Annotated in this window: 10 protein-coding genes; 1 reads left to right on the top strand and 9 read right to left on the bottom strand. The window is 37.8% G+C overall.

What is annotated here, in order from left to right; translation table 11 throughout:
- Nucleotides 1-322: 322 nt before the first annotated feature.
- Nucleotides 323-1,795, bottom strand: a complete 1,473-nt coding sequence (locus tag V7147_RS08760; RefSeq protein WP_335367470.1) for an alanine/glycine:cation symporter family protein — start codon at nt 1,793-1,795, stop codon at nt 323-325.
- Nucleotides 1,796-2,511: 716 nt separating this feature from the next.
- Between V7147_RS08760 and V7147_RS08755 the strand changes: the two genes are divergently transcribed.
- Nucleotides 2,512-2,691 (top strand): hypothetical protein, encoded by a 180-nt coding sequence (locus V7147_RS08755; protein ID WP_335367469.1) that lies wholly within the window; start codon nt 2,512-2,514, stop codon nt 2,689-2,691.
- Here the strand turns inward: V7147_RS08755 and V7147_RS08750 are convergent.
- From V7147_RS08750 to V7147_RS08715, 8 genes are all read right to left on the bottom strand, one after another.
- Nucleotides 2,655-3,542, bottom strand: coding sequence for a DMT family transporter (locus V7147_RS08750; RefSeq protein WP_335367468.1), 888 nt, complete (start codon nt 3,540-3,542; stop codon nt 2,655-2,657). The two genes, V7147_RS08755 and V7147_RS08750, sit on opposite strands and share 37 nt — an antisense overlap.
- Before the next feature lie 104 nt (nt 3,543-3,646).
- A complete protein-coding gene (locus tag V7147_RS08745) occupies nt 3,647-5,194 on the bottom strand; it encodes an ATP-binding protein (protein WP_335367467.1) in 1,548 nt (515 codons plus the stop codon).
- Nucleotides 5,195-5,389: 195 nt separating this feature from the next.
- Nucleotides 5,390-6,823 (bottom strand): PLP-dependent aminotransferase family protein, encoded by a 1,434-nt coding sequence (locus tag V7147_RS08740; RefSeq protein WP_335367466.1) that lies wholly within the window; start codon nt 6,821-6,823, stop codon nt 5,390-5,392.
- 40 nt (nt 6,824-6,863) lie between these two features.
- Nucleotides 6,864-7,055 (bottom strand): hypothetical protein, encoded by a 192-nt coding sequence (locus tag V7147_RS08735; protein WP_335367465.1) that lies wholly within the window; start codon nt 7,053-7,055, stop codon nt 6,864-6,866.
- A 212-nt stretch (nt 7,056-7,267) separates the two neighbouring features.
- Complete coding sequence (locus tag V7147_RS08730) at nt 7,268-7,753, bottom strand: PaaI family thioesterase (RefSeq protein WP_335367464.1); 486 nt, start codon at nt 7,751-7,753, stop codon at nt 7,268-7,270.
- A 116-nt stretch (nt 7,754-7,869) separates the two neighbouring features.
- Nucleotides 7,870-9,387, bottom strand: a complete 1,518-nt coding sequence (locus V7147_RS08725; protein WP_335367463.1) for a fatty acyl-CoA synthetase — start codon at nt 9,385-9,387, stop codon at nt 7,870-7,872.
- Between the two features lie 163 nt (nt 9,388-9,550).
- Nucleotides 9,551-11,749 carry a helix-turn-helix domain-containing protein gene (locus tag V7147_RS08720; protein ID WP_335367462.1) on the bottom strand — a complete coding sequence of 733 codons (2,199 nt, stop codon included), beginning with the start codon at nt 11,747-11,749 and terminating at the stop codon, nt 9,551-9,553.
- A gap of 72 nt (nt 11,750-11,821) precedes the next feature.
- Nucleotides 11,822-12,946: an acyl-CoA dehydrogenase family protein gene (locus V7147_RS08715; RefSeq protein WP_335367461.1), complete on the bottom strand. Its 1,125-nt coding sequence runs from the start codon at nt 12,944-12,946 to the stop codon at nt 11,822-11,824.

Here is a 12,946-nt window from a genome sequence, read left to right as displayed (position 1 = left end):
CTGTGTCATTTGAGGAAAATAATACCTAAGTACAGATGAAGAGGTGTTAAAAGTTGTCTATAATGTCACTATGAAAGCAGTCGTAATCCTTGTGGGTAGTATAACAATCGTAATGGGATCAATCTTGTTTAATACCAAACAAAGTTTTAGATGGTGGAATCATTGGCTTAGGTTTAATTATTAGCTATCTGCTCAAGTTCAAACAATCATTAGTCAAGCACAATCAACACTCCAAACACAAACTACGGACGAATCTTAAATAAATTACACAAAAATCGGCTAATTCCTAAATAGAAATAGCCGATTTTTTAATAAGTTATGATTATGATATCTCTTTTTTCTTATCTTCACTTGACTTTTGGTAACCATCTTTCCAAAAGTCTGCATTTTTTATTCCATATTTTGATGAGTTAAATACTGGGTCTTTTCCTTGTTTAAGCTGTTCTTCGTAGTCCTTCAAGGCAATATTTGCTGGCTTGAATAGCAGTAAAATCGCAATTAAGTTCAGCCACACCATGATTCCAAGTCCAATATCTCCCATTGCCCATGCTGTTGTTGCAGTTTTTATAGATCCATAGAAAATGGCACCAAGAAGAACGAGTTTTAACAAAAGAAATGCTATACCTTTGAATTTGCCCCGTACTAGATAAGCTAAGTTTGTCTCAGCAATATAGTAATAGGCATAAATGGTTGTGAAGGCAAAGAGGAATAATGCAATAGCTACAAATCCTGAGCCGAACCCCGGGAGAAGGGTATCTACCGCTGCTTGAGTATAACCAGCACCTGGTTCTACCCCTGGAAGACCTTCTTTTATGAATTCTTTTGTTTTTTCATTTATTACATTATATTGATTTGTAAATAGAATCATCATTGCAGTTGATGTAACAACTAAGAATACGTCTAAATAAATCGAAAATGCCTGTACGAGACCTTGCTTAGCTGGATGAGAAACTTCAGCTGCCGCTGCAGGGTGAGCTCCAGTACCCTGACCAGCTTCGTTCGCATAAAGACCACGTTTTACTCCCCACATAACCGCTGAACCAAGAATTCCACCAAATAATTCTTCTGCTCCGAAAGCGCTTGTAAAAATGAGTGAAAATACTTCTGGGATTTTTCCAAAGTTCACTACAATAATTGCTAATGCAATTAATAGATATCCAGCCGCCATAAAAGGAACAACGAGCTCTGCAACTCTCGCAATACGCTTAACTCCACCAAATATCGTAAATCCAACAAGTGCGACAACAATTAAACCTGTAATTGATTTGTCAATCCCAAACGCATTATGCATTCCATCAGCAATCGCATTTGCCTGTATGCCTGGCATCAAAAATGACATCGCAAGTAATGTTGCAACTGCGAAAATGACGGCAAACCATTTCCAACCAAGTCCTTTTTCTATGTAGAATGCTGGCCCCCCTCGGTACTCACCATCTTGCTTTTCCTTATAGATTTGAGCAAGCGTGGACTCAACGAAGGCTGAGGTTGCACCAATGAAGGTAATAACCCACATCCAAAAGACGGCACCTGGTCCTCCAAAAGCAATACCTGTTGCTGTTCCTGCAATATTCCCTACACCGATACGACCTGATAAAGACATTGCTAACGCTTGGAATGAAGAAACCCCTGCATCAGATCCCTTTCCAGAAATGATTAGTCTTGCCATTTCTTTGATGTGTCGAATCTGTAAAAATCTTGTACGAAAACTAAAATAAATACCGCAAAAAACAATAAATCCAACCAGAATTGGACTCCATAGCCAATTAACGATTGTATTAACAATTTGATCGAGCATGGTGAACCCCCCATATTTTATTAATGATGTCACTCATGAATGGAATGATGATTGCTATTGAACTTTTAATTCTTTTTGTAACCCAAAAATGAAAGAAGTTAATAAAACCACAATTAGAATTCCTGTACTGCTTTCTTTGACACCAGGGATTCAAAAGTTACTTAGAACCTATTCGAGAAACAATAATAGAAAGGTTATCACCGCCCCAGAAAAATATAATAACTGTGCAACTAATGAATTTCATTTCCGAAAGACTGAGTGTCAACTACTCCAAAATTATAATGATAGCGAATGTAGTTTTATTACTGTTTGAAGTAATAAATACTGAATGTAAATCCTATTATACTTACCGATTTTAGACAATTCAATATATTTTTAATCTTTGTTTTATCGCTATTTCTATAGTCCCTTCTCTTATTCCTGAACTAGTTCCTTTTTAATAGTAATTTGGGATTTCATGCTCTACTTTTAGGTGAAATGGACTAATAAGAACGATATATCAAGTTTTAATTATACTTTTTAAATACTATCTAAGATTTTGCATTAGATATAAATTACAGTATGCACATTGGAATTGTTTGTTTATATTTAAAGGATTATGAAGTGAAACGGACACACATTGTTTTATTTCACATGGAGAAACTCGCCAAATATTCTCTTCCAATGCCTAAAGTGGCGATTGTGGATGCTGATAAGGTAGCGAAGAGAATTATGTTATGCAGTTAGAGATGAGAAAGAGCAACGATTTCAGAGAAAAATCGCATAACAAAAAAGGCAAGGGAGAAAAAACGACTCGTTTTTCTCCCTTGCCTTATTTTTTAGGACTTATCGGACAGCCCTTTTTCGTAAATATCATTCCTCAAGGCACTTGGGATGTTGCTGATGATTTCCTTTGATACGTAGATAAGATGACTCCTCCTACTATAAAAAGGGATCCTACCATTTCTGCACCAGTAATCGGTTTTGATAATAATAGTAATCCCATTATCATAGCAACAAAGGGTTCCAAATTTGATAATACGGAAGCCTTTGAGGCATCGACAAATCGAATATTTTGATTCCAAATCAAATTAGCCATGCCGTGAACTACGATGGCGGTACCAATCAACAAAGCCCAATCAGAAAAGTCGGAACTTACTTGTAAGGGAGAGTCGAGTAAAAAAGCAAATGGAATTGCCATAATAAGGCCCACAATATTTGAATATAACGTAATGCTAATTGGATCTACTCTGCTAGACAAAAGCCTTGTCATTATAATCATAATCGCAAATGTGACCATTGTTACCACAATCCATAACAAGCCCTTATCTAAATGTATGGATGTAAATGTTCCTTTTGTTACAACAAAGTAAATGCCTATGATAGCCACAATCGACCCGATTAACATGCGTATCGTTAATCTTTCTTTTAAAAATATAGCTGCTAAAATACTCGTAATAATTGGAGTTGTTGCTAAAATTAACGCAGATGTTGTAGGATCAGCTGTTTGCAATCCTTTAAAAAAGGACCATTGGTTGATATATACACCAATTACTCCTAGAACAAAAACGGAAAGATAATCTGATTTATTTAGTGGTTTAAACTGTTTTTTGAGTAAGGTTAATCCGATTAAAAAAGTTACAATAAACAATAGCCTTAACATCGTCAGCATGGCTGGTGAAAAATCCAAAACTAAGATTTTTCCAAATATAAAATTACTCCCCCATACCACTACACAAAAAGTTAGCCAAGAATACGCTTTTAACATCAACTAACACCATCCATAATACAAAATGCTAACTTTCCTAGTTTAAACATTTTAGATGGTTCAGTAAACATTTCTGTTTAGGACGAAGGGAGAGGTCTCTCTCATTATCGGTGGGCTTCTTGTTTGGAAGCTCTGACCATACCATTTGCGGGATTTTTAAATGTAATCAAAAAGGTAGTACCTTCATTCAAATGACTGTTAACCTCAATAGTGCCTTTATGGTTTTGGATGATTTTATAGCTCACCATCAGTCCCAAACCATTCCCATCCTGTTTCGTTGTAAAAAAGGGCTCTCCAAGTTTTTTCAACTGGTCTGCGTTCATTCCTAGACCGTCGTCCTTTAACTTGATTGATATCGTTTGAGGTGTCATCTCAATTTCAAGATCTATATTACCCCCATTTGGCATAGCCTCAATGGAATTTTTCATTAGATTTAAAAATACCTGTTTTAACTGATTTTTTTCCCCAAGAATCACGATTTCTTCATTGGGAAAATGGATGTTAATATTAATATTTTTTAAAATGGCTTCTGGCTCAAGAAATTTAATGACACTTCTTAAAATACAGTTTAGATTGCAGTTACTAAAGTAAATCTGATGTGGCTTGGCAAAAACCATGAATTCACTCACAATGAAATTGATGCGATCAATTTCATCAAGAATGGTGTTTACATATTGTCCTTCTACTCCTCGTTCATTCAATAACTGTACAAATCCCCGAATTGTGGTTAACGGATTTCGAATCTCGTGTGCGATTCCAGATGCCAATTCCCCAATCATCGCAAGCTTCTCTGTTTTACGTAAAGCTTCTTCCGTATTCCTATTCTCCGTAATATCATATTGAATGGAGATATGCTTATATCGTTCTCCATTTGAATCGACAAACGGAATGATAATTGTATCTAGCCAATATTTAGTTCCATCCTTTGCTTGATTAAGTATTTCTCCTTTCCATACCTCTCCAGCTTGGATTGTGTTCCATATTTCACCGAAAAATGAAGGAGGATGGAAGTTAGACGAGCAAATATCGTGTTTTTTCCCGATTAATTCTTCTCTTGTGTATTTATATAAATTACAAAAATGATCGTTTGCATATAATATTCGATCCTCACGATCTGTCACTGCAAAAATAGTAGCTTCATTTAGGACTCTCTGTAAATCTGCCAGCTCTTTTAGAGTCATTTTCAAATCCTCTTTCGACTCATCTAACGCAAGTTTGATAAATGACCATTCATCATTGTAGATCGTACATAACGTTTTAACGATTAGTTCGTACGAATTTTCAATCCGCTTCATGACCTCAAAAAAGCAGTGGGTGGAAATAGTCTGCTGCATTAATTCTTGTTCGAGAACTTCCATAATTGAACTTCTTGTCAGATAAATAAAATGAATAGATTCATCCAAGGAAGCTTTAGATTTAATTAATGTAAGACCTAGGACTTCCACATAGGCCACTATTTTAGCTTTTATTTCTTCGTTCTCATTAATTACGTATTCCCCAATATATAGGAATAAATTTTCATCAGAAGCACTTGGGAAATCCAAATTTTTTATATGAAAATTTTCATCTTCACTTTGTGCCAACATGCCTTCATATCTGTCATAACTTAAATTTTTTATTTTCCTGCCAATACACTCAATCTGTTGCTTCATCGTATCCCTCACAAAATAGTTATAATTATCTAGTAATTAGACAATTATCGTCAAATACCTTTATTTTTTGTAGGTTTTTATGAGGATTGATGAATGTATGGATGGATAAGCCAAACATGTTAAAAACGTATTTATTTCTTATGTCAATATAAAAGCTAATTCCCTATTTTAGGAATTAGCTTATCAGTGTTTCCTTTACTTTACAGTTAGCAGTGCACTTGCAAATCTTCTGATCCCTTCATGAATGTTTTTCTCATTTTCTCTGGCAAATGTAAATCGAATATAATTCTTATTTGAGCCCATTGTGGAACCAGGGACATAAATAACACCCCTCTTTATAGACTCTTCCAATAGTTGTATTTCACTAAACTCCCCATTCACTTTACACCAAATATGAATACCACCTTCAGGGATATGGTATTCAACCTGTTCCCCTAAAAACTCGGATAGACTGAAAACAATTTGGTCTCTTCGATTTTTTAATTGTAAACGTAAGTTTTTAATATGTGTATCAAATTCGTCTGATTCTAAAAAATCATTGGCAATCCATTGCGTGAAACTTGCATGTCCAAAATCAATCTGCTGCTTAGCATCAGATAGTCTTTCAATAACAGGTTTTGGACCGATTATCCATCCGATTCGTAAGCCTGATGCAACAATTTTAGACAATGAACTAATATATAAGACATTGCCATGAACATCCATGGATTTTAAAGTTGAGATTGGTTCGCCACTAAAAGAGGTTAAACTGTATGGGTCATCTTCAACAACAGGAATTCCATATTCAGATGAAATTTCCAAGATCCTCTTTCTTCTATTTTCATTAAGTAATGTGCCCGTAGGATTTTGAAAGATTGGATTAAGAAAGATCATTTTGATTCGATGCTTTTTGTATAAAGAAACGAGATCTTCTGGATTTACACCGTCTTTGTGAACGGGTAAAAAATATGTTTTAAGTCCCGCTGATTTAAAGATTGGAAGACTATAATGATAAGATGGTTCTTCGATTGCAACAGCATCTCCAGGCTTTAGGAGGCATTGAACGACTAAATGTAAAGCCTGCTGAGCACCAGAAGTGATCAGAATGGAACTAGGATTACACTCAATTCTTCTATATTTTTCAACGTGAGCGGCAATTGTTTCTCTTAAAATCCTATTTCCTTGCGGGTGATCATACCGAATACGACCAGCATACGATCTTGTAGATGTGATATACCGTAAGGCCTTTATGGGAAAAAGATCCTCTGACAATTCCCCACTCGCTAGATTTATTAGATTATGGGCTTCTGTTTCTTTACGAATCTTTTGTGTGACAGGCAAGTTTGGTAAAAAGGAACCCGCTTCAACATATCGATTCCAGCTAGGTATTCTTGTTTTCGTATTTCCCCATATATCTTTACTTATCGTTGTACCGCTCCCTCGGGTTCTTTTGACAAGTCCGTTAGATTCTAATTCATCATATGCTGCTACAACCGTACTTCTGTTTATATTTATTTCCTTTGCCAGATATCTTTCGGAAGGCAAAGGCTTATCCGGCGGGAATGTACCATCTGCTATCCCATTTTCAATGTATTCCGCAAGCTGCTTGTAGATTGCTCTCTTTGCTTTTCGATCAGGTTTCCAGTCCATAATTAAACATTCCTTACAGTTATAAGATAAGCATTTCAAACTACAATCTTACTATATAAATAGCTAAAGCGATAACAGCCAAAAGAATAATGACAACATAGATTAGTGTTAAATTAGTGGTATTCCTCTTCGCTGCGCCGCTATAATTGGCATCACCTTTTCCAGCAACTAAAAGTGTTGCTATTAAGGAAATTACTCCAATAATTAAAACCAAAGCAATTAATATCTTCATAATACACCTCACAGAAGTTGGATGTGACTTCGGCACAAAATGCGTTCTTCTTTAAAACTATTTCCAAATACCTATTATATAGGAAGAATTCCTTCTAGATACCATCCACTTTTGTATAATATATACCATCCACTCTAACTGTTGAATAATATGCATATCAAAAAGCACTCCCAAAGCAGTGCTTTTAGTTAATAATAAAAATACCTACAATCTCAATCCTTTTTGGCAAATGTAGCTGGCATTACAACAGCAATTACTTCCCCACGCGCACAAAGTGTATCTTTTGCAAATACTTCTGTTTCCACTTTCCATTTCTTTGGATGGATTTCTGTTACCTTCCCAATCGCTTTTAATGGTACATCCTGTGGTGTAGGTTTGATAAAATCAACTTTTAATGAAGCCGTTACAAACCTAGGAGGTTCTACCCCACTGCCAACTTCATGACCATTTTTTCGGTGTAATGCCAGTGAAGCTGAACCTGTTCCATGACAATCAATCAAGGATGCGATTTGGCCTCCATAAACAATACCTGGAATAGCTGTGTGTTCTGGCTTTGGCATATAAATTGTAAGGGTATTTTCCCCATCCCAGCATGTGCGAAAATGATGACCATCGTTATTTAACCTGCCACACCCATAACACCACGCAAAATCATCTGGATATTCATCTTGAATTGCCTGTAAAACAGTCTCTTCCATCAGATCCCCTCCTTTGCTTTATTATTAGTTAGTAAAATGTAGTAATGAAGGAAAATTAGAAAAGAGATAAGCTGAGTAAAGAATGGAATCCAAAAAACAAGAAAAGTTAAACAGACTCAAGTAGCGCTCTTTGAATCACCGACATGCCGCAGCTGACGTTTGAGAATTTTACCGCTGGCATTTCGCGGCAATTCGTCTACGAACTCTACCCTCTTTGGCACCTTGTAGCTGGCTAACTTGTTTCTGACATGCTGAAGGATTTCCTCCTCAGACACTGGAGCTTTGATTACAACGAAGGCAGTAACCGCCTCGATCCACTTTTCATCTGGTATACCGACAACCGCGACTTCAGCAACCTGAGTCAACTCGTAAATGCAGTCCTCTATCTGGCGGGAAGCCACCAGCACACCTCCTGTGTTGATGACATCCTTTACCCGATCGATAACCTCGATGTATCCGTTCTCGTCCTGCCTCACGAGATCTCCAGAGTGGAACCAACCACCAGCGAATGCCTTGGCTGTGGCTTCACTTTTGTTCCAGTAGCCTAGACACAGCTGTGGCGAGCGGTACACAATTTCGCCAAGTTCGCCAGTGGGCACACAATTACCTTCGTCATCTACGACCCGCGCCTCAACGAAGAGCATTGGTCTTCCTGCGGAACCAGAGTGGTCCGCATGCTCCTCAGGACGCAGGACCGTACAGGCTGGCCCCATCTCAGACTGGCCGAACACATTGTAAAAACCGAGCTCTGGCAGACACTTTTGCAGTCGTTCGAGTATTGGCCCAGGCATAATCGAAGCACCATAATAGGCCTTCCGTAGTTTCCCGAGGTCCCGCGATGTCAGATCATCGTGATTCGCGATTGAAACCCAAATAGTAGGAGCGGCGAAGAACGATGTGATTGCGTCTTGTTCCATGGTTTTAAGCACAGCATCGGCCTCGGGAGCAGGAAGCACCTTGTTCCATCCACCCACCAACAGTGCCGGCAGCATGAAAACATGCATTTGCGCAGAGTGGTAGAGAGGCAGACAGTGTAGTGCACGATCTGACTCCTTGATGTCCAGACCCTGGATGCAACTCATATAGTGGTGCATCAGAGCACGATGCGTCATGATTGCACCTTTTGGATCTGACGTAGTGCCCGAGGTGTAAAGTAACTGAGCGATATCCGTGTCCTCGACTTCAAACTCATCATCTTCAACAGGACGGCTGTCTTTACTGAAAGCCCACTCCAGGATTTCGTCCTCAAATTGCAGGATTTGCCGATGGCTGTTCGACTTTGTCTGGGAGATTGCATTTGCGAGGTCTCGGTCAGCGATTACGAACGTTGGATTGGAATCTCCGAGAATGTAGTCGAGTTCCCCGGCTCGAAGCTGGAAGTTTACCGGAACGTGAATGGCTCCTATACGTGCAGTGGCCAGAAACAGTAGAACGTACAGATCGGAGTTTTTACCGTAGGAGGCAACTCGGTCTCCCTTTTCCACTCCCTGTTCACGCAGTTTACGTGCAATACGCGTGACCGCCATGTCTAGTTCGCGGTAACTCCACTCCCTGTCATCGAACACAAGGGCAGTATTATGTGGGACCCGTGCAGCCGTACGACGGACGGCCCCAGCTATGGTGTTTGTTCTCAAATTGATCTCAGTCCTTTCACGTCTATTTTTATTCTTCTCAAAAGTACACAATATTCTAAAAACAAAGAATCTTTATCCTGAATATAAGCCTACTCCTAATAAGCTGTCAATATATTTATAGAGCGTTTTCATTTAGTAACAAAAAGTTTGTCTTGTTACATATTTAGACTAGTTCAGAAGAATCGAAGTCAAAGAGATTATATAATTTATAAGCCATTAAAAGCTCAAACCTTATTTCTGCATCATTTAAATCTACGTTTAATAGTTCAGCAATCCGGTCAATTCGATATTCAAGTGTACTTCTATGAATATATAATGCATTTGAGGCTTCTCTTACGTTTCCATTATGAAGTAGGAAAACCTTCAATGTTCCAAATAGATCAACATTGTTTTTTTCTGAATACTGAATTAAAACCCCAAGGTTTTTCTTGATGAAAATTCTGGCTGACTGTACATCACTTGTATTGCTTAAAATGGTGTAGGCCCCAAGGTCATCATATACTGCATAGCCACCATCAGGTTTACGATTCATAATAACATTTTTAGCTTTGGAGGCTTTCATGAAACTATCATAGTAGTCTTCTAGTGTAGATGTACTCCCTCCGATTCCGACAAATGCTGTAATCTTCTCTTTTCTTGTTGATTCTAATAAGTTTTTATAAAGTCGTTCCCAAAAATTTTTCTCTCTTGGCGATTGAACAATGCTGATATAATCATCACCTTTTCGACTAAAAATTATGTTTGAAAAGTGAAAGGATAATTCAGACTTAATTTGATCCCATACTCTTGATTTTATTGCTTCAATCGCCACAACATTTTCCCCAGAGTCATCCTCTATAAAAAACGAAACTACAACAACTGTATGGGGTTCAAGAATATTCCAATTGGTTAATGTCGCATATTGAATGATTTTCTCAGGATTTTCAATCGACTCAGTGAACAATTGATTGATGAAGCCCTCCTGGATTTGTTCTTTCGTATCCAATACTAGCCTTTGTTTAATAAATTCAATTGCGTACACATTTAAAACATAATCAATTGTAAGACGAATGAGACGATGCATTTTTTTCTGAAATAAACTTACGATTAAATATCCGAGAGCTTTATTTCCTTGTAAAATGGGAAGTACATGCAACACCGTTTCGTTCACTGTTATTTGTAGGTCTTCGGTACTTAAGTTTGTGATCTCTTTTTTCATATTCATGATTTCATTTTGGTATTTGTTTTGGAGGTGCTTTTCCTCTCCTTTTATCTTTGAGGTAATTGGATTCATAAATCGATCATACAAGAATACGGTACTATCAATCATGGGGCTTATCGTATTTGTAATCTCAATTAAATCTGCACCTTTTACTGTCTTTTTCACTAATTCCTGTTGATGCTCTAGAATGGTTTCAAGACTTTTTTTGCTTTCATATTCAAACTTATAAAGTCTTGCATTTTCGATTTGCATGGAAACGAAATCCGAAACAAATTTCAGAAATTCCAAGTCTTCTTCGGTAAAATGGCCTTCCCCACACGTTGTAACGTAAATAACTCCAATTGTCTTTAAATTTACAAGTAATGGAACGGTTAGTTCAGTTCCTCCTGATTCTTCCACAGAAGGAAAATAAAGGTCTAGTGATTTATTTGAGTTGATTTGAATTTTGATAGGGTGTCCAACTGGCCCATACCACGGAGGATGGAGGTCGAAGCATGTATTTTCTTCATCGTATAAATAGACGCAAGCACCACTTGCCCCGGTTCCTTTACAAGCTCGTTCAACAACCTTTTCGATGATGTGATCAATCGAAGAGTTTGGGAGGATGTTCTCTTTAATCCACTCAATTCCCTTCATTTTTCTTTTTTGATTTTCTTTCTCTCGAGCAAGGACCAATGATGATGCGACATCGTGCCCAAACTCTGTAAATATTTGTTCTGCTTCTGTTATTAATGGAATAAATTCATTAAAGCCAATGATGCAAAGACCAAAGCTTTCATTTAGGTTATGTAGGGGGACTGTAAACCATGTTGATAGATTTTCATTTTTCATTGCAGAATGAAAGGCGCAGTTTGCCTCTTCATGCTTATCCTTCTGCCACCATAAAGCATTCTTAAGGAGTTTTGGCGAGCAGTCACTGACATCTAAGTGGAGTGATTTATCAATTGTGTACTGTTCACCCTTCCAGACCTTGGGGACAAGTCTTCCTTTTTCATAGAGGACGACTCCCACTAAATCACATGCATATTCCTTATAAAAACCTTCTAACAAGTAATCTAGTGTTTCTTGAATGGTGTCAAATGTAACAAGGTGGCGCGCCATTGTTCGTAAATGATTATCAATTTTTTTCATTAACTTCTCACGTTCGTGCGTTAATTCCAAATGAATCACCACCCCATCCTATGTTTACTATATTAATTCCACTTTATGAACGATATTCCTTCTTAGAAATTATTATTTAAGAATCTCTTTAGCAATCACGACTCTTTGAATTTGATTGGTTCCTTCGTAAATTTGCATGATTTTTGCATCTCTAAAATATTTCTCTACCGGATAATCACGAATAAATCCATAGCCCCCAAAGATTTGGACGGCATCTGTTGCTACCTTCATCGCGGTATCAGAAGCAAAGCACTTTGCAAAGGAAGCATGCTTGATGGATGGTGTACCCGATTGGAAAAAATGGACAGCTTGATGAACTAGGAGCCTTGCTGCCTCTATATTCATGGCCATGTCTGCCAGCATGAATTGGATCGCCTGGAGATTCGATATTGGTTTTCCAAATTGGCTTCTTTCTTTTGAATAAGCAAGCGCATCTTCATAGGCAGCTTGAGCAATCCCTACAGCTTGAGCTCCTACCATAGGTCTAGCATTCATGAGCCCTTGTAAAAAAATTTTAAAACCAGCGCCTTCTTCGCCAATTAAGTTCGAAGCAGGGACGCGAACGTCTTCGAAAATAACAGAAGCTGTATTAGAGGCACGTAAACCAAGCTTTTTCTCCTTTACACCAACCTCTAACCCTTCTGATTCTCTTTCTACTACGAAGGCAGTGAAACCACTTTCCTTTACATTTACTAACACAACAAAAAAGTCGGCATAGCTTGCATTTGTTATAAAGCATTTTTCTCCGTTTAAAATGTACTCGTCTCCATTTTTAATGGCAGTTGTTTTCAATGAACTAACATCACTTCCAGCACCTGGTTCGGTCAAGGCAAACGCAGCTAACTTTCCTTCTCTTGTAAGTTGTGTGAGATATTTTTTCTTAAGTTCTTCACTCCCGCCGACAAGGATCGGATATGCTGAAAGGGAATTTGCCTCGATACTTGTTGCAACACTCGCACACGCCCTTGCTATTTCTTCAACAATTAAAGCGTGAGACAGCTTATCAATGCCTGGTCCACCATATTCTTCTGGTATTCCTAGATTTGATAAGCCGACCTCATGTAGCCTTTTCAAAATTTCAAGTGGAAATTCTTCTTCTTCATCACATTGCCTTGCAAAAGGTGTAATTTCATTCCTAGCGATGTCACGTGCAAAGCTCCTTATTGTTTGCTGTTCGTCTGTTACGATAAAGCTCAT

Origin of the sequence: Bacillus sp. JJ1521 (assembly GCF_036965165.1) — a bacterium.
In the GTDB taxonomy this organism is placed as follows: domain Bacteria; phylum Bacillota; class Bacilli; order Bacillales; family Bacillaceae_L; genus Ferdinandcohnia.
Note: the sequence above shows the minus strand (reverse complement) of the source record. Positions and strands in the feature narration are given on the sequence as shown.

What these genes read in the sequence shown, in the direction of transcription:
- V7147_RS08760 (WP_335367470.1), bottom strand. Translation starts at nt 1,795, where the DNA reads ATGCTCGATCAAATTGTTAATACAATCGTTAATTGGCTATGGAGTCCA.
- V7147_RS08755 (WP_335367469.1), top strand. Translation starts at nt 2,512, where the DNA reads ATGCAGTTAGAGATGAGAAAGAGCAACGATTTCAGAGAAAAATCGCAT.
- V7147_RS08750 (WP_335367468.1), bottom strand. Translation starts at nt 3,542, where the DNA reads ATGTTAAAAGCGTATTCTTGGCTAACTTTTTGTGTAGTGGTATGGGGG.
- V7147_RS08745 (WP_335367467.1), bottom strand. Translation starts at nt 5,194, where the DNA reads ATGAAGCAACAGATTGAGTGTATTGGCAGGAAAATAAAAAATTTAAGT.
- V7147_RS08740 (WP_335367466.1), bottom strand. Translation starts at nt 6,823, where the DNA reads ATGGACTGGAAACCTGATCGAAAAGCAAAGAGAGCAATCTACAAGCAG.
- V7147_RS08735 (WP_335367465.1), bottom strand. Translation starts at nt 7,055, where the DNA reads ATGAAGATATTAATTGCTTTGGTTTTAATTATTGGAGTAATTTCCTTA.
- V7147_RS08730 (WP_335367464.1), bottom strand. Translation starts at nt 7,753, where the DNA reads ATGGAAGAGACTGTTTTACAGGCAATTCAAGATGAATATCCAGATGAT.
- V7147_RS08715 (WP_335367461.1), bottom strand. Translation starts at nt 12,946, where the DNA reads ATGAGCTTTATCGTAACAGACGAACAGCAAACAATAAGGAGCTTTGCA.